The 18036-nt window shown below is 63.0% G+C and carries 12 protein-coding genes and 1 pseudogene; 5 read left to right on the plus strand and 8 right to left on the minus strand.

The features are described from left to right. Positions 1-40 precede the first annotated feature (40 nt). A pseudogene (locus tag RMO51_RS15165) lies at positions 41-1116 on the minus strand (IS3 family transposase). A 110-nt stretch (positions 1117-1226) separates the two neighbouring features. Between RMO51_RS15165 and RMO51_RS15170 the strand changes: the two are divergent. Further along, positions 1227-2165 carry a hypothetical protein gene (locus tag RMO51_RS15170; protein WP_310395979.1) on the plus strand — a complete coding sequence of 313 codons (939 nt, stop codon included), beginning with the start codon at positions 1227-1229 and terminating at the stop codon, positions 2163-2165. Positions 2166-2277: 112 nt separating this feature from the next. On the opposite strand, the gene RMO51_RS15175 is transcribed toward RMO51_RS15170, so the two are convergent. After that, entirely contained in the window at positions 2278-3033 is a 756-nt protein-coding gene (locus tag RMO51_RS15175) for a hypothetical protein (RefSeq protein WP_310395980.1), read from the minus strand. A gap of 112 nt (positions 3034-3145) precedes the next feature. Between RMO51_RS15175 and RMO51_RS15180 the strand changes: the two genes are divergently transcribed. Next, complete coding sequence (locus RMO51_RS15180) at positions 3146-3349, plus strand: hypothetical protein (protein WP_310395982.1); 204 nt, start codon at positions 3146-3148, stop codon at positions 3347-3349. Between the two features lie 996 nt (positions 3350-4345). Further along, entirely contained in the window at positions 4346-4843 is a 498-nt protein-coding gene (locus RMO51_RS15185) for a hypothetical protein (RefSeq protein WP_310395984.1), read from the plus strand. 300 nt (positions 4844-5143) lie between these two features. On the opposite strand, the gene RMO51_RS15190 is transcribed toward RMO51_RS15185, so the two are convergent. Then, positions 5144-6811, minus strand: coding sequence for a formate--tetrahydrofolate ligase (locus RMO51_RS15190; protein WP_310395985.1), 1668 nt, complete (start codon positions 6809-6811; stop codon positions 5144-5146). A 370-nt stretch (positions 6812-7181) separates the two neighbouring features. Continuing rightward, a complete protein-coding gene (locus tag RMO51_RS15195; RefSeq protein WP_310395987.1) occupies positions 7182-8627 on the minus strand; it encodes an amidohydrolase in 1446 nt (481 codons plus the stop codon). Positions 8628-8925: 298 nt separating this feature from the next. Here RMO51_RS15195 and RMO51_RS15200 point away from each other — a divergent pair, with 298 nt between their 5' ends. Both RMO51_RS15200 and RMO51_RS15205 read left to right on the plus strand, forming a co-directional pair. Continuing rightward, positions 8926-9423, plus strand: a complete 498-nt coding sequence (locus RMO51_RS15200; RefSeq protein WP_310395989.1) for a peptide deformylase — start codon at positions 8926-8928, stop codon at positions 9421-9423. A gap of 141 nt (positions 9424-9564) precedes the next feature. Then, entirely contained in the window at positions 9565-11175 is a 1611-nt protein-coding gene (locus tag RMO51_RS15205; RefSeq protein ID WP_310395990.1) for an MFS transporter, read from the plus strand. 200 nt (positions 11176-11375) lie between these two features. Here RMO51_RS15205 and RMO51_RS15210 read toward each other — a convergent pair whose 3' ends face one another. The 4 genes from RMO51_RS15210 to RMO51_RS15225 form a co-directional block, all read right to left on the minus strand. Then, on the minus strand, positions 11376-13124 hold the full coding sequence (locus RMO51_RS15210; RefSeq protein WP_310395992.1) for a heme peroxidase family protein: 1749 nt from the start codon (positions 13122-13124) through the stop codon (positions 11376-11378). A gap of 469 nt (positions 13125-13593) precedes the next feature. Further along, positions 13594-13977 (minus strand): DUF3037 domain-containing protein, encoded by a 384-nt coding sequence (locus tag RMO51_RS15215; protein WP_310395994.1) that lies wholly within the window; start codon positions 13975-13977, stop codon positions 13594-13596. Next, positions 13955-14749, minus strand: coding sequence for a HipA family kinase (locus tag RMO51_RS15220; protein WP_310395995.1), 795 nt, complete (start codon positions 14747-14749; stop codon positions 13955-13957). The genes RMO51_RS15215 and RMO51_RS15220 overlap by 23 nt, the downstream gene beginning before the upstream one ends. 476 nt (positions 14750-15225) lie before the next feature. Next, positions 15226-17799 (minus strand): DUF5916 domain-containing protein, encoded by a 2574-nt coding sequence (locus RMO51_RS15225; RefSeq protein WP_310395997.1) that lies wholly within the window; start codon positions 17797-17799, stop codon positions 15226-15228. Between the last annotated feature and the right edge of the window lie 237 nt (positions 17800-18036).

Genomic DNA, 18036 nt, shown 5'->3' on the forward strand with positions numbered 1-18036 from the left:
TGTCCGCTTCCCCATTCGGTAAGCCAGTAGTTAGCAGAGGTTAAGCCGCTTGTTTAAATTCGAGTGGGGTCATAAAATTCAAGGCTTGGTGCGGCCGTTGGGTGTTGTAGTCGAGCATCCACTCGTCCACCAGCTGGCGCGCGTGGGCCAGCGAGCGAAACAGGTGGGCGTCGAGCAGTTCGCGGCGAAACGAGCCGTTGAAGCGTTCGATATAAGCGTTTTGGGTCGGCTTGCCCGGCTGAATCCACTGCAGCGTAATGCCCTGCTTCTCACACCACTCGCTCAGATGGGCGCTGATAAATTCGGGTCCGTTGTCGGTGCGCAACTGCGTGGGGCAGCCATAGCACTCGACTAAGCGCGTCAGGGTCTGCACCACGCGGCTGGCGGGTAAGGAGAAATCGATTTCCACGCCCAGCAACTGACGGTTGTAATCGTCGAGCACGTTCAGGGTGCGAAACCGGCGCCCATCCGTCAGCACGTCGCTCGTAAAGTCGAGTGACCAGCACAGGTTGGCCGCCACGGGCACTACTAAGGGCTGCTTGACACGGGCAGGTACGCGCTTTTTCAGGCGCCGAGGCAGGTTCAGGGCCAGCGAGCGATAAATGCGTAAGGTGCGCTTATGATTGATTACCAAGCCGTTTTTGCGCAAGCGGTGGTGTAGCTTCCAGAATCCCCAGCCCGGGTGCCGCCCCGTTAAGGCCCGCAGCGCCTGCTGCACCGGCTCGTCGTTGCGCCCCCGCACGACCGGGTGGTAGCTGCCGCGCGCGAGCCCGACCAGGGCACACGCGCGCCGCTGACTCCAGCCTTTATTTACTAAGCCCTGCGCTGCCTGGCGCCGCGCCGCAGGGCTGGCTACTTTTTTCGCAGTATCTCCTTGATAGCCTGGTTTTCCAAGCTTAAGTCCGCAAACATCTGCTTGAGGCGTTTATTCTCGTCTTCCAGGTGCTTGAGCCGGGTCAGCTCGGCTGCACTGGCCCCGGCGTACTTGCTTTTCCAGGCATAAAACGTCGCCTCGCTTAAGCCGTGCCCGCGCACAATCTGGGCGACGGTTTGCCCGCTGGCTTGCTGTTGCAGAATGGCCACAATTTGGGCTTCGCTGAATCGTCCCTTTTTCATGTCTCAGTTGTCAGGTAGTGAAAAATACGCTTTTCTCTACTCACAACTGGCTCACTATCTAGGGAAGCGGACAATTCCAAGCGGCGGAGAATAGCTTTCTCCTCACATTAGTGCGTGACCCCAATGGGATTGAAGTATTGCCCGCCTCCATCAGTTTTGCTACTAGCAGTACCTGGGTGTTGCCCAAAGCATTGGTAATTATTCCATACAACACCAACGACGAGACCCAAATACATTTCATGCATCAGCTATGTCAGCTGGTGATGCTCGACGCTCAGCTGGAAGAGGATTCCGGCTACAGTCGCTCCAGGCGTACCCAGCGGGAGAGGAAAATGGCTTTTGAAAATTCCATGCGAGTGTGGCAGTATTTTTCACATTCCCTGGTTCAAAACACGTTTGCCGTCAGCTCAAGGATTCTGGATATCATGATTACCGCTGCAGTAACCTGCGAGCCTTCCCGCTATACTGGGGAACGCGACGATTTAAAGTTGGTCAGTAATACGCTGGAATGGACTATTATCAACTTGAAAAATCTGTTAGGCAATGTTAGTACAGACCTGAATGATTCGGCTGTAACTACTTTCTGGTCATTGTGGAATTATCTATTGGAACGGCTCCAAGCGCTGAACTCAAAATATTTTGCTAAATACCTGCTGTTGGATGTGTCTTGGTCACAAGAAGCAACCTCATGGATGCCGCTAAATTCTGCCGCTGATTTTTACCAACGTTCTGTCAGATATTTTAGCCCTGTTAAGCTGTCATCAGCTATCAACGTGCTAGCCACCATTGGTGACCAAACGTTGCTACCCGAAGCACTGACGTGGGTCGTTGCTATTCTTAAAGTCGAGCCCACCCAACATGATGCATTAATGTACCCTAATGCTATTCAGTTTGTAGAAAGGCTCTACCATCGACACATGGCCCGCATCAAAGACCGACGTTTGTTGCTACAGGATTTCGTCTGGCTTCTAGATACAATGGTAGATGCCGGTTTGTCAAAGGCTTATTTAATCCGGGAGAATGTAATTACGTACAAGCTGCAGGCTTAAATCCGTGAAATCAGACACCGGAATCTGGCACTTCAGCAGTTAAGAATAAAAGGGCCGGCCGTCACGATGACGACCGGCCCTTTTACATAAACGGCATGTGTCTTTGTCGCGCTTACATGCCCAGCACTTTCACAATGGCCAGCGCGTTATACGCCCCATTCTTGAGGTCATACATCTTGCTGTTCACCTGCTGCACAAACTCGATGCCCAGCACTACCACAATTGGGTGCGTACTGGCCGCCGGCAGCGGCAGGGCCAGGGTCTGCGCCGCTTGGTCCTGTGGCCCCAGCGCCATATAGGCAGTTTCGGCCTGCTTCACGTCCCAGGCGTTGCCTTCGAAATCGATGCTGGCCGCAGCGGCGATGATTTTGCAGTGCGTAGCCCCGCCCGGAGCCGCTACCGCCGAGCCCGGTACGAATGCCGCCAGTGCCACTTCATGCGCCCCGCCCGCCCGGTCAATCGTCGCCTCGTAGGGCGCGAACAGCGTGCCGGTGAGCAGCCCGCTGGCGTTGAATTCGAAGCCTTGCAGCATCTCGACCTCTCCGTCGAGTACGTTGCGCAGGCCCCGGTCGCTGGTCTCATCGGCCTTGATGACCCTGACCATCTCGGCCGTGAGCCGGCTCGACACCCGTGAGTCCGATGCCTTTTGCATCAGCCCGCGCAGGGCCGTGCGCAGCACCTTGCCCGCCGAGCCAGCCCGCCCGAATTCGCTGCCGTTTTCGCGCGTCCGCACAAACGCCGGGTCCGACGCAATGCGCTGCGCCGACACGCCGCCCGCCTTACGGGCTAGGTGTCCGTCCTTGGATTTGTAGAACGAGATACCGTCGATGGTACCGTTCAGTTTGATGATACTGTCCTGTCTGGCCATGTTGATTTTAGGGAAATGGTTTCCCGAAGATTCCCCGTACTTTTCGCCGTTTCCAAGCTGCCAGGGCCCATCGCTACCGCCGCTTGTCATCTTTTCCCAAACCCGTCACATTATGCCAGCCATCCCACGCCGCATTTGCATCTACTCCAAAGATGTCAGCAACATTACCGGTAAGAGTGAGCGCCACGCCCGCGCCCTGCTCAGCCGCATCCGCACCACCCTCGGCAAAGCCCGCGGCGACCTCGTCACCGTCTCCGATTTCTGCCAGGCCACCAAGCTCCGCCCCGAGGACGTCGAACAGTTCCTCATCAATTAACTTAGCACCATCATGAAGCGGAGACTACCCGGAGATAAACCGGACATAAAGCGTAAAATAGCCCGCCGCTTAACCCTGGAGAAAACCGAGGGTTAGAATCCCTCCCACTCCGCCAAAAGCATCCATACGCCTCAATATCCCTCAACATTGAGTCGCTACCATTCCGTTGAACAAGCAATAAGTTTGAGTAGTAAAAGATATCAACTTATCGGTGAACCCGGCGGTGAACTCGTTTTTTCATTGCGATTCAAAATTCTATTATTCAGCATTTTGCAAAATGATGGTGGGTTCCTGCATCTCCACTTTTAAAACCCCGTTTGCGGCAAGCAGGCGGGGTTTTTTGGTTTTCCGCCGTTCCCAATTGCATGCACGGTTGGTTGGCGGGTAATTGCAGCATCGGGTTGCGGCACCCAGCGTTCCATCTGCGGAATGTTGTGGCTTTTCGCCTTCTTACAGCGGCTTCACGAACCGTGTATGTGGCTCGGTATGTGGCGCGGCCGGGCTGACGTCATCCCCTAGCCCCTCTCCCGAAGAGAGGGGAGCCGCACGATTACGTGCACAGGTTGTCGAACCGCTGTAAGTGCCCTCACACAGTTGGCGTATTTGAGCAAATACGGGTAAGGTTTGGGCCCTGGAAATAGCTGGCTCACGGGCCTGCTTACACCAGTTAATACTTAGTATCAGATATAAAACAAAAACAATATCTCAAAAATTAAATAATAACGACATTCACTAATTTCATCAAAAAATAATTCGTAATAAACTGATTTTAAAGACTATTAAGAAGCAGTCTCTGATGTGATTTTAAGAACACTGAATTTTAATAATAGTCTTTTTCCGCGAACAACTGAACGAATAAATAGACGACTTAGTTGGGCCTGGCAATGCAAAGCGGCCGTTTTGCATTGCGTTTTACTGCTTGCCCATTAAGCACGCCATTGTTCACGGCGCTAGCATCTGAAAGCAGGTGCTGCACCAAACCTAAAAGTTGTTTGCATGAAAAAAATGCCCCTGTTCCTGGGTGCGGCCGCGGTCGCGCTGACATTAGCTTCCTGTGAAAAAGAACTGGAGTCAATCAACGGCTCTCCCCAATCCGCAACCGCGGCTTCGGTGCTGGCGCGGCCCGACTTGCTCGCCGCCGGGGCCTGGCACCAGACCGGCCTACTGGTGAGCGTGGTCGACAAAGAAAAGCAGATGGCGACCTCCGACCAGTTTGCGCAAGCCAAGCCCACCGTGCTGGTAAAAAGCGCGGTTTATCAGGCCAACGGCACGTATTCGCTGCTGCGCGAAACCCGGTGGGACGGCCAACCGGCGCAGCCGGTTTCGGGAACCTGGCGCCTGAACACCGCCGCCGATTCGCTTATCGTCACGCACCCCGATTATACGCAGCGCATGGCCGTCACGGAACTAACCGAGGGCTCGCTGCACCTCGCCTACTCGGAGCCCGCGGCCGACGGCAAGGTTGTTACCACGACTTCCGTATTCTCGCACTAAGCGCAAAAATTTGGTCCGTGACCACTCCGCCTGGCCCCTTGGCCGGGCGGTTTTTTTGTGTCAGGACCCACGCACTTGCCCCAGCCGCAGCGCGGCGGCTACCAACCGGGCAATTGGCGGGGGGCGGGCCAAAATTCGGAAATGGTGGAGACTCGAAATTTTTCCGGCGATTCTCCGCCAGAATTGCACGGGGGTGGGTGCCGCTCGCCGGAGCCGGCCCCGGACGGGGCCGGGACGACACGGGCCACCCCGGCGCGGCCGGCCCCGCGGCTCCGCACGGGCGCTTGGCTAATTTGACGGCTACGACAGCCCGGTAATCCCCCCGTCGTCGTCGATGTCCATGCCCTCGGAAGCGGGCACGGCGGGCAGGCCCGGCATGCGCATCATGGTGCCGAGCAGCGGAATCAGGAACCCGGCCCCGGTGGCCAGCTCGAACTCCCGCACCGTGACGCGGAAGCCCGTGGGCCGGCCGATGAGCTTCTCGTTGTCGGAAAACGACTTTTGGGTTTTGGCCATGCAGATGGGCAGGCCCGCCAGGCCCAGCCGGTTGATGCGGCGCAGGTCGGCCTCGGCCCGGGGCGTGTAGTCGACGCCGGCTGCCCCGTAGATTTCCCGGGCAATGGTGTCAATTTTGGCCTTCACGGGCTGGTTCCAGTCGTAGAGCGGGCGAAAGTCGTTGGTGCCGCCGGCAATGCTTTCGAGCACGGCTTCGGCCAGTTGGGTGGCGCCGGCGCCCCCGTCGGCCCAGGCCTTGCTCAGCACGGCCGGCACACCAATGTTGGCGCACAGCTCCTGCACCAGCGCAATTTCATCGTCAGTATCGGAGACGAAATGGTTGATGGCCACGACGGGGTTCAGGCCAAATTTGCGGGCGTTCTCGATGTGCTTTTCGAGGTTGGCAAAGCCTTGAGTCACCCTACCTAAATCAGGCGTGTTCAGCTCGGCCGCGGTGGCGCCGCCGTGGTGGCGCAGCGCCCGGATGGTGGCCACGAGCACCAGCGCCGCGGGCCGCAGCCCCCCGTAGCCGCACTTTAGGTTGAGGAACTTCTCGGCGCCCAAATCGGCCCCGAAACCGGCCTCGGTCACCACGTAGTCGCCGAGCGACAGGCCCATGCGGGTGGCCAGAATGGTGTTGGTGCCCTGGGCAATGTTCGCGAAAGGCCCGCCGTGGATGAGGGCCGGGTTGCCCTCCAGGGTCTGCACCAGGTTGGGCTTGAGGGCGTCGCGCAACAGGATGGTCATGGCGGCCTCGGCCTTGAGGTCGCGGGCGTACACGGGCTCGTTGTCGTAGGTGAAGCCGACGAAGATATTGCCGAGCTTGGTTTTCAGGTCGGCCAGGCTGGTGGCCAGGCACAGGATGGCCATGACCTCGGAAGCGGCCGTGATGTTGAAGCCGTCGGTGCGCATCACCCCGTTGGCCTTGCCGCCGAGACCGACGATGATTTCGCGCAGGCTGCGGTCGTTCAGGTCAATGGCCCGCTTCCAGGTCACGGTGCGCGGGTCGATACGCAGCGCGTGGTGGGGCTGCTGAATGGCGTTGTCGATGAGGGCGGCCAGCAGGTTGTTGGCCTTTTCTACCGCGCTGAAGTCGCCGGTGAAGTGCAGGTTGATGTCGACCATGGGGATGACCTGCGAGTGGCCGCCCCCGGTGGCCCCCCCCTTGATGCCGAACACGGGGCCCACCGACGGCTCGCGCAGCACCGCAATGGCCTTTTTGCCCAGCCGGTTGAGCCCGTCGTTCAGGCCCACCGACACCGTGGTTTTGCCCTCGCCCGCCGGCGTGGGGGTCAGGGCCGTGACCAGGATGAGGTGGGAACTGGCCATTTTCGCGGCGTCGATGAGGTGCAGCGGCAGCTTGGCTTTGTACTTGCCGTAGGTTTCCAGGTCGTCTTCGGCGATAGCGAGGCGTTCGGCCACCAGCCGGATGGGCTGAATGGCGGCGGCTTGGGCAATGGCAATGTCGGTCATGTAGGCGCGCGGGGTTTAGGTGGCGTTGATTAACGGGCGTGTAACAGCAAGCCCGCGTTTTTGTCCTTTGCCGCAGCCCGTGACGGGCTACGCTAGGCAGGTTGTCCTGTTGAGCCGCGCGAAGCATCCTGTCTCGCCTGGCGTCGTTCCTCAGCGGGACAATACTTCGTACCTCAGCATGACAACCGAGGACCCTACTTGCTGCACTCGTCGCGATGTGGACTGCGGGAACGGGGTAGAGACGCATACTTGCGTCTCCTCGTTGAACGGCGACTACTGAACGGCGCGGGTCCAATCGTGCAACGAGGAGACGCAAAATATTGCGCCTCTACCCCGTTCCCGCAAGCCACTTTGTGAAAAGGATAAAGGCTCAGTCGCGGTAATTGAGGGCCGGCTTGCGGTCGCCGAGCAGGGGCTTGTAGACGTAGGTGCCCACGTCGGTTTTCAGCTCGGCCTGGGCGGCGGTGCGCAGGGCCGGGTCGGTGAAGAGGTCGATGGCGGTAAGGGCCATGGTTTTGGCGGCCACCAGCATGCCCTTGGTGCCCACTTCGGTGCCGCCGCAGGCCACCGCCTGCCAGCTGTGGGCGGGGGTGCCGGGTATCCAGGTGGCGGCTTCGAGGCCCACGGTCGGCACCACGTAGCTCACATCGCCCACGTCGGTGCTGCCGCCGCCGTCGCGGGTGGCGAAGGGCGCCACGGTGGCGGCCGTGGCCACGGGCGGCACGGCAAAGCCCAGGCTGGCCTGCAGCTTTTGCCCAAACGCCTGCTCCTCGGGCGAGTAGCTCACGCCGCCCACCTGCTCCAGGTTGCGCTGCAGGGCGCGGGCCAGGGTTTCGTTGAGCAGCAGGTCGTGGGTGCCGCCAATGATTTCGTAGTCCATGGTGGTGCCGGTGCCCAGGGCGGCGCCCTCGGCTGCTTTCACCACCCGGGCAAAGATGTCTTGCACCTGCGCGCGATTGGGGTGGCGCACGTAGTAGTACACCTCAGCGAAGTCGGGCACCACGTTCGGGGCCCGGCCGCCGGCGGTGATGACGTAGTGGATGCGCGTTTCCTGGGGCACGTGCTCGCGCATCAGGTTCACCATGTGGTCGAGGGCTTCCACGCCGTCGAGGGCGCTGCGGCCGCGCTCGGGCGAGCCGGCCGCGTGCGAGGCCACGCCGTGGAAGCGGAACTTGGCCGAGGAGTTCGCCAGGTAGTTGTTCATCATGGCGCGGTTTTCGTCGCCCGGGTGCCAGTGCACCACCGCGTCGACGCCCGTAAAGAGGCCGGCGCGCACCATGTACACCTTGCCGCTGCCGCCCTCCTCGGCCGGCGTGCCAAACACCTTGACGGTGCCCTTGAGCTTGCCTTCCTTCATCAGCTGCTTCAGCTCGATGCCCGCCGCCACGCTGGCCGTGCCGAACAGGTGGTGGCCGCAGCCATGGCCCGCGTCCTGGCCCGCCACGGGCCGCTTCTCGGGCACGGCCTGCTGCGAGAGGCCGGGCAGCGCATCGTACTCGGCCAGCAAACCGATGACCGGCTGGCCACTGCCGTAGGTGGCCACGAATGCCGTGGGAATGCCCGCCACGCCGGCTTCCACCGCGAAGCCCTGGTCGCGCAGGGTCTTTTGCAGCAGGGCCGAGCTTTTGGTTTCCTTGTAGCCCACCTCGGCGTAACCCCAGATTTGCAGGGCCAGCCGGCGGTAGTCGGCGTAGCGGCCCTGCAGGTCTTGCACGGCCTGGGCTTTGAGGTCGGCCACGGGTGCGGGCGGGGTGGCGGGGCGGGCGGCCAGCAGGGCGGCGGCGAGCAAAAGGGCGGAGTAGGTTTTTATCTTCATGGGAAAGCGAGTGCTGCAAGAGTCACGGCGTAATTTGCGACGGTTGGCACGGCCGAAAATAGCATTGTTTTGGTTGCGACTCATACCGCAACGCCTCGTCGGCCAGAGGCACCGTTCAATACCGTCCCCCGTCGTCTGTCATGCGGGGCGCGGCGAAGCATCTTGTCACGCCGACATGATTCGTTCAGTGGTGAAATACTCCTGGCGAAGTGGTTTGCGAAAAGAGGGTGCGGGGCATGGCTGCTTTTTGAGGTCAGCTCCTCCCCCTTCCGCGACACTTATCAAACAAACAAAACCCATGAAAACCCTGGCTGACCTGGTGCTGCTCGGCGACCCGCGCCTGTACGAAACCTGCGCCCCGGTGCTGGAAGCCGAACTGCCGCTGGTGGCGGGCTGGGTGGCCGATTTACACAGCGTGATGACTGAAATCCGGGCCAAATACCGGTTTGGCCGGGGCATTGCCGCCCCCCAGATTGGGGTGATGAAGCGCCTGGTGTACCTCAACATCGACCGCCCCGTGGTGCTCATCAACCCGGAGCTAACGAACCTGAGCGAGGCCACTTTTGAGCTGTGGGACGACTGCATGAGCTTCCCCAATTTGCTCGTGCGCCTCAGCCGGCACCAGGCTGTCACGGTGCAGTACCGCGACGAGCACTGGCAGCTGCACACCTGGGCGGTGCAGGACGACCTCGCGGAGCTGCTCCAGCACGAGTGCGACCACCTCGACGGCGTGCTGTGCACCATGCGCGCGCTGGACGGGCAGGCGTTCCGGTGGCGGCCCACGCCGGGGGCCTGACCACGCGGCCGGGCCCGCCGAACGGGGCACGGCGGCCCTGGCTGCTGGCGGAACTGCGGCGGCGGACCCACAATATTTTGCCCCCGCGCCAACCTTGCCGTTCCTTTTTCAATCTTTGGGGCTCCATTCGCTTCCCGCCGCATGATTGCCTCTGCTCCCTCTGCGCCAAAAGTGCGGCTGTCCACGTGGGCGCCCCTGCGGGAGCAGTTTTTTCGGATGCTGTGGGTGGCCGCGTTTGTGTCGAACATCGGCACCTGGGTCCAGAACGTGGGCGCCGTGGCCCTGATGACGCAGCTCACGGCCTCAACGGTGCTGGTGGCCTTGCTCCAGACGGCGGCCACGCTGCCCGCCTTTTTGCTCAGCCTGCCCGCCGGCGCCCTGGCCGACCTGGTGGACCGGCGGCGGCTGCTCATGTTCACCCAGGCCTGGCTGGCGGCGGTGGCGCTGGGGCTGGGCGCGCTGGTGGTGCTGGGCTTCGGCACGCCGTGGCTGCTGCTGGGGTTCACCTTTTTGCTGGGCGTGGGGGCGGCGCTCACCACGCCGGTGTGGGTGGCCGTGATGACGGAAGTAGTACCAGCGGCGCAGTTGCCGGCCGCGGCCGCGCTCAACGGCGTGAGCTTCAACCTGGCCCGGGCGGTGGGGCCGGCCCTGGGCGGGCTGGTCATCAGCTACTTCTCGGTGGGGGCTTCGTTCGTGCTCAACGGGCTCTCGTTTCTGGCCATTGCCTGGGTCATCGTCCGGTGGCGGCGCGCGCCCCAGCCCAACGTGGAGATGGCCACCGAGCGGCTGCTGTCGGCCATGCGCGGGGGCATCCGCTACGCCCGGTTCTCGCCGCCGCTGCAGGTCATTCTGGTGCGGGGGGCCGCGTTCCTGTTCGGGGCCAGCGCGCTGTTTGCGCTGCTGCCGGTGGTGGTGGCCCAGCGGCTGCGGGCGCCGGCGTCTACCTACTCGCTGCTGCTCTCGTGCATGGGCGCGGGGGCGGTGCTGGGCGCGGTGCTGCTGCCGCGCTTCAACCAGCGGTTTCGAGTCGATGCCCGCGTGAACATCCTCACCGGCGTGTTCACGGCCGTGGTGGGCTACCTCGCTTTTGCCAGCAACGCCTGGGTGCTGGGCGCCGCGATGGTGGTGGCCGGGGCCGCGTGGCTGCTGGTGCTCAACGTGCTGAGCGTGGCCGTGCAAACGGCCGTGCCGCGCTGGGTGCTGGCGCGCAGCATCAGCTTTTATCTGCTGGTGACGCAGGGGGCCACCGCCCTCGGCAGCCTGGTCTGGGGCGCCGCGGCCCAGCGGTTTGGGCTGACGGCGGGCCTGGGAGCAGCGGCCGTGTGCCTGGGCCTGAGCCTGCTGCTGGCCGCCCGCTACGCCCTGCGCCGGGGCGAAAACCTGGACTTCACCGCCGTGCAGCACTGGGCCGAGCCCAGCACCATCCTGCCCCTCGCCCCCAGCGCCGGCCCTCTGGCCGTAACCATTACCTACCAGGTGGCCGTGGCCGACCAGCCCGCCTTTGCCGCCATCATGGCCCGGATTGGGCGCATCCGGCGGCGCGAAGGGGCCCTATCCGCCATCCGCTACAACGACCTCAACGAGCCGGAACGACTCATTGAATACTACACCTACGAATCGTGGGAGGAGTACCAGACCGAGCGCCGCCGCGGCATCAACGCCGACGAAGCCGCGCTGCACGCCCAGGCCCTGCAGCTGCACCGCGGCGCGGCCCCGCCGCTGGTGCGGCTGCTGCTGGCGCAGCCTTCCTGAAGGGCTCCGGCTGCGTTCGCAGGCCTGGGAATTGCGAAAAAGACAAGCGCCTTCCTCCGTCGAGTAGCTGGCCGGCAGTGGTGAGTTCGGGCGCGGCGCGGGGCGAGGCCAAAGCAAAAGGCCGCTCCGTGACGGAGCGGCCTTTTGCCTGATGCCAGCACCAAGCCGACGATTTAGAAAGACCGAACACTGGGCCGGGCCTACAGGGGGTCCTGGGCCGGGATGCGGCCCGCAAACTTGAGCAGGTCGAAAATGCGGAAGTTGCCGCTGGCGTCCGGGCCGAACGAGGGTTTCCACTTGGGGTTGTTGAGGATGGAGTCCGGGTTTTCCTGGAGCAGCCGCACGAATACTTCCGTTACGATGCGGCCCCCGACCGGGCCCAGGTGGTTGCCTTTCGCCAGCACCTCGGCTTCCTTCAAAATGTAGTACCACAGCGGCGTGCTCTTGCAGAGTTGGTCGTTGTTGGCCCCCAGCACGTCCAGCGTGCCTTGGTGCAGGGCCTGTTGCTCGGGCGTGGGCGGCGTGGGGCCCTCAAACGGGTTCGACTTGAGCTGCACCACCGTGAGCGGGTTGGCGCCCATGAGGCCGGCCACCGCCTGCCCGGTGGGCACGCCGTAGGCCAGGGCCCGCACCAGGTTGCGGGCCGAGAGCACGGCCATAAAATTGGCATTGGCCGCATCGGCCGCCACCGGCAGCTTGCCCATGTGCAAGGCCACGCGGGTGTCAATTTTGCGCGCTTTGTTCTGGGCCTCGTGCCCGGGGCTGGAGAAAAACCGGTTCCAGTTGATGCGCCAGCCCGCGTGGGCGGGCGTGCCGGCCCCCGCCGGCGTGCCCGCCTGCACCGACTGCCCGGTGAAGCGGAAGGCGAACGAAAAGTTGCTCAGGGCCGGGTTGGGCCCGTCGGGCTTGAAGTTGTCGTTGAAGTTGTACCGGTCCCGAATCATGCTGTGCCCGAAACGGTAGCACGCCACGGAAAACTCCACCGGCATGGGCGGCTGGCCCGTGAAGGGGTTGAGCCGGTTGGCAAAGAATTTCACGCCGTGCTTGAGCACGTCGTCGACGGTCGGCGAGCCGCACATGGTGCGCAGAAAGTCGTGGAGCAGCACCCACTGGTAGTGGCGGCGCACCTCGCGCTGGGCTTTGATGAAGATTTCGGCGTTGGGCAGCGCGGGCTCTTTCGCCTTCAGCGCGTCAATCACGGCGTTGTGGAAGGCCAGAAAGCCGAGGTGCAGGTGCTGCACAATCAGGTTTTCGTCGTTGCGGTCGTCCCCAATCAACGGGTTGCGGTTGTTGCTGACGGGGCCAAGCGGGGCGCGGGGCAGGTCCGTCACCATGCCCGTGTTGTCGACTTTGTCGAACGGCGCGGGCCCGGACATGCCGGTTTGGGCCGGCGGCAAAATCATCTTGATGCCGTCGTAGAGAAAAGCGTCCAGGGCGGGGCCGCGGCCATACACCGAATCCAGGTCCAGGTTGGGCGTCACTACGTTGGGAATCTTGCGCGCATCCTGGGGCGCATCCGGTGGCAGCGAGTTGTCGCGGGTGATGTCGTGGTCGACAAACTGCCCGAAGTACACGTAGCCCGAGTCGATGGTGGAGTCGTTCACCTTGGGGTCGGCCGAGTCGTTGGTGAGCGTCACGTCCAGCATGGAGTTGCCCAAAGCCTTCATGGCCGCCACGTTGGCGGGCGTGAAGGGCAGCTTGCCGCGCGCGCGCACCCGGAACATGTAGGCAAACCGATCCGGAATCCGAAAGCGGGTCACCTGGTCGCCAATCGAGAGGCGCGACAGGTCGCGGTTTAGCCCGTGGAATTTTCCGAGGGCCATAAACGGCTGCTTGGCTATTTCCGAGGGGGCGATGGTCTGCACGGAGTCAACCCGGCTGTCCAGCTTGAACGTGAGCGTCGATTCTTGCAGGTCCTGCTCGGAACCGGGGGAAGGCTGTTTGGCCATGGCGGTAGAATGATTAAAAAGTTGAAAAAAGAAAAACGAACAAGCTTCGGACCCGCGTCGGGCAGCCAGCGCACGGGGCAGATGCCCGCGCAAGCCAGCCGGTGAGGCAATCAGCAGCCGGGGGCCCAGGGCGCGCCAGGCGCAGCAGTCTCGGGCTGAGCTGGGCTAACACCGGCGAAAACTAAGAATAATAATTCAATTACCTATTAAAATATATGTTATAATTTTAAAAACCGCTGCGGTTTCCTAATCAGCGCGTCTGACCGGCGCGTGGGAACCTCCCCCCGGCCCGCATCTGCTCCGTGCGCAGAGTCCCAGGAAGAGGGGCCGAGGGGGGGGGGAAGTTCCGGCGCACCGCAAGCACGTTGACTGGCGCGGGCCCCGTCTCAACCCCGGGCGGTAAGGAATAAGCAGGGCTTTGCGAGCTGCCGGGCCCAACGAAACCGGGCGGCCCAGACGCTGGCGCGCCTCACCGCACCAGCTGCGCGTGCAGGCGCGCCAGCGTCTGGGCTGCGTCGGCGCAGCGGCCGGGGTGCACGGGCGAGGTCTGAACCACGGTGCTGCGCGCGGCCGTGAGCCAGCGAAACCGCTCCGCAATGGGCAGCCGGCCGATGGTGCCGCCGGCCGCGCGCCCCTGGCAAATTCGCTCAAACGCCTGCAAGCAGGCAGTTATTTCCGTCAAATCCACATCCGGCGCCAGCGCCAGTAGCCGGGCCTCGGGCAGCTCGAACCGCGCTTGCAGGAAGCCCAGGCTCCGGCAGTACACGATGACACCCACGTTGAGGAACTCCTCGCGCTCCACGCGGGGCACCACGCGCAGCACGGCGTACTCAAATAAGTGCATTGCGGGCATCTTGGGCTTCCTGAACAAAGGTTTCCGAGGCGGCGAGGCGGGTCGCGAGGAACCGCACGTAGTCCTCGCGCTGCTCGTCGGCCGAGGCGTCGCCGTTCGTCAGCCACTCGTCGGGCACCAGGCTCACGATGGCGCGGAGGCGCTCAGGCGGGAGTTGGGCCCGGCTTTCAACGTCCACGCCCGCCAGCTCGCTGGCCCGGGGCAGCAGCACGTGGTCCTTCACCTGCGGGAAGGGCCGGGGACGCGGCCGGGCCCAGTCGGGGCCGGCGTGGTGGGCGTAGAGGGCCGCGCCGTGGTCGATGAGCCACAGCTCCCGGTGCCACATCAGCAGGTTGGTGTTGCGGGCGGTGCGGTCCACGTTCAGCGTCAGGCAATCCAGCCACACGATTTGGGAGGCCAGCCGCGGCTCGACGGTCGTGACCAGCGCATCGAAGGTGATGGCGCCGGAGAGGTAGTGCAGGGCCAGGTTGCGGCCGGTACTGGCGCGCAGCAAATCCTGGATTTCCTCGTCGGGCTCGGTGCGGCCGAAGGCTTCGTCGAGCTCGCAGAACACCAGCTCCGGCACCCGCAAGTCCAGCGCGCGGGCCAGCTCGCCCACAATCAGCTCGGCGATGAGGGCCTTCACGCCCTGCCCCGCACCCCGGAATTTGAGCACGTACAGGAAGCCGTCGTCGGCCTCCACCAGGGCGGGCAGCGAGCCGCCCTCGCGCAGCGGCGTCACGTAGCGCGTCACGGCGACAGTTCGAAGCTCGGGAACGGGGGGAATGGGCATACGGGCAAAGAAAGCGCTTGCACGCCGCGCGGGCGTGACCTCACCCCCGCAGCTCATGCGGCGCGGGGAAGCCCGCACGCGCCTTCGCAGCAAAGTACGGCCCAGCGCCCGCCGCCGGCTGGTCCGCCGCCAACTTCAGAGCTGTTCTCGGGCCAGTGCACACTTTCAGAAGTAGTTGAGAGTGGAGGGTTAAAGGTTAAAAGTTTGACTGCTTTTTAGAGCGGTTTCGGAATCGGTGTACCTGCTCCGGCCGGGCTAACCTCACGAGACCCCTGCGGGGCGGGCCCCTCTCCCGCGGAGAGGGGAGCCTGACGACCGGTACACCGATTCCGAAACCGCTCTAACTCTCCACTTTTAACCAGGTACACCGACCTGAAAACTGCCCTAACGCCCGCAGAGATGCGCATTCGCATCTCGTCGTTCCCGCGCCGTTGTTCAACGCCGAATGTTCAACGCTGAGACGCGAATACGCGTCTCTACTTGGCGGCCCGGCCCTTGCGCAGCGCCAGGTAATCCAGGAAATAGAGCACCTTCACCGACACCGAGTTGTTGTGCGGGGTGTTGATGACGCTGTTGAAATTGTCGAAAAACTGCGGGGTGGCTTGTTCGGCCTGCGGGTCGGTGGCGCCGGCGTTTTTCCACACCACGCTCAACTGCGAGCCGGGCGCGAACCACCACGAGTACACCGCGTCGACGTTGAAGGCGTTGTAGGTGTTGTCGCGGTTGCGGCGGTAGTCGGCCAGCTCTTCCCGGCCATCGGGGCCCAGGGTGGCGAAATCGGCGTAGCGCACATTGCTCGTGTACTGGCGCACGCGCAGCGTGAACGACATGCGGTTGGTGAAGGTGTAAGCCGCCGACACGATGTTGGACACCGTGGCCACGTCGCGCCGGCCCAGCATGGTCTGGCCCATAAACGGTTGGTCGAGCGGCTCGTCGTCGCGCAGGCCGCCGTTGACGTAACCGATTTGGTTGCCGCGCAGGCTGTAGTCGAGGCTGTAGCTGAAAGTCAGGTGGTCGTTGACGCGGTAGCGCGGGTCAAAGCGCAGGCTGTAGCCGTCGCGCCTGGCCCGGGGCAGGCGCCCGTCGAGACCGTAGCGCTGGAAGCCGCCCTCCATGCTCAGCGCAAATTTCTTGCGCGAGTCGGAGTTGAAAAACATCGTGAGCCGGGTGTTTTTGGGCACCCGCACGTAGTAGCCGCCCAGCGGCTTAGTGCGCGGCTCAAAAAAATCGTGGGTCACTGGGTCCACGTTCAAGTCGAACCCGACCCGCAAAAAACTCTTGGTGAAAGTCGTGTTGCCGCCGAGGTAAAAGTTGAGCGCCTGGTACAAGGTCGGCCGGTAGAGCAGCGTGTGGCTCACGTTGCCGAACACGAAGAAATTGTTCACCTTCCAGAACGGCTGGTACTTGGCGTAGCTCAAATCCAGCGACTCGGTGATGTTGTTGTTGCCGAACAGGATGCCCAAGTCGTTCGGGTTGTAGGTGTCGGACTCGATGCCGTGGCTGAAGTTCCAGGTGAAGTTGCCGCTGACTTTGCCCAGGCCCACGCGGTACTTGTAGCCGTCGCGGTCGGCCACTTCGGCGCCACTCACGAAGTCCTCGCCGCGGCGGCGGGAGTACACCACGCGCCCGTCGACGGCGTATTTGTTGGCCTTGTTGGCGAAGCGGAACAGCCCGCCGGTCACGTTGGCGTCGTAGGTGCGGCCGGCGCGGGTCACGTTGGTGTTGATGAGCGACACGAAGGAATTGTTCTTCAGGCTTTGGTCGAGCACCGCGATGCTGTAGTTCGAAAACGGCTGGGTCAGCACGTCGCGCTCCTGCCCGGTTTCGCGGTCCCGGAAGGTGGCGTACACGTCGTTGCTCAGGGCGTTGAACACGCCCACGCCCAGGCCCTTGCTCGTGCGGCCCGAAATCTTACTGGCGTTGAGCAGCGGCGTTTCGGCGGGGTTGCGCACCAGCCGCTCCGTGGGGCCGGCCGTGGCCTTTTCGAAGCCCACCGGCGTGGCCCCCACCCGCCGCGAGTAGAACAAATTGCCCTTGTTGAACAATTCGGTGCCTTCGGTGAAAAACTGCCGGTTTTCGTTGAACTGCACCTCGAAGGGCGAGAGGTTGAGCACCTGGTTGTCGCTCTGCACCTGCCCGAAGTCCGGCACCAGCGTGGCGTCGAGCGTGAAGCTCTCGTTGATGCCCCACTTCACGTCGGCCCCGCCGTTGAAGCTGGTGGTGGTGCGCTTGGTGCCTTCGGCGTTCAGCGGGTTGTGGTTCACGTAGGCCGACACGTAGGGCGTGAGCGAGAGGCGCAGCGGCGGCTTCACGCCCTTGATGCCCGTGAGCTCGCCCCACTGGTTCACGAAGCCGTCGACCTGCGGCTTCACCTCGTTCCAGAAGTACGCGGCGTTGTCGCGCCGGCGCTGCCGCATGAAGTTCACCCCCCACTGCTGCACGTCGGCCGTGCTGAAGCGGATGGCCGAGTACGGAATGCGCAGCTCGGCCACCCAATCGGTGCCGCGCAGGGCGGTTTGGCTGTCCCACACAGCGTTCCAGTTCAGGTCCTCGCCGCCGGCTGGCGAATAGCGGGCGTCCATCTGCACGCCGCCGGTGGTCACAAAAAACGCGTACCCGTTGAGTTTGTCGGAGTACGTATCAAGAAAAATGGCAATGAAGTCGGTGTTGCCAAAGTTGTCGCGCGCCGTCAGCTCCCGCGGAATGGAATCCGGCGACACGTCGTGCATGATGGCGCCCACGTAAATCGCGGCGTCGTCGTAAAGCACGCGTACCTCGGTGGGGTGCTTTTCGCGGGGCCCGGGCTTGGGCCGGTTCTGGATGAAGCCGGTGGCCGGCTGGGCCTGGCTCCACACGGCCTCATCCAACAGGCCGTCGAGCTTGGGCGGGGTGCTGATGCGCACGGCCGCCAGCTGCCGCTTGGGCGCCGCCGTGGCCGACGCGGAAGCCGCCGACGCGGAGTCCGGCGCCTGGGCCGCGGCTTCCAACAGGCCCAGACCGCTCAGCCCAACAAATAGAAAAACCCGCTGCAGAGAAAAAGATGGAAACATCGCGAAGTTATTAGAGCCGAACAATGCAAAACGGTGCGCACGGTTGCACCACGGGCACACCGGCGGAGAAAAAGAGCGAGTTAATTTTTTGTGAAGCCTTGGAATTATTGCCGTTCCACGAACCGGGCAGATGGCGCGGCCGGGGCACCTCACCCCCGGCCCCTCTCCCGTGGAGAGGGGAGCCAGATGCCCGCGTACTAGTCGTCCGGCTCCCCTCTCCGCGGGAGAGAGGCCGGG

It is taken from the genome of Hymenobacter sp., from assembly GCF_031398885.1.
GTDB lineage: Bacteria > Bacteroidota > Bacteroidia > Cytophagales > Hymenobacteraceae > Hymenobacter.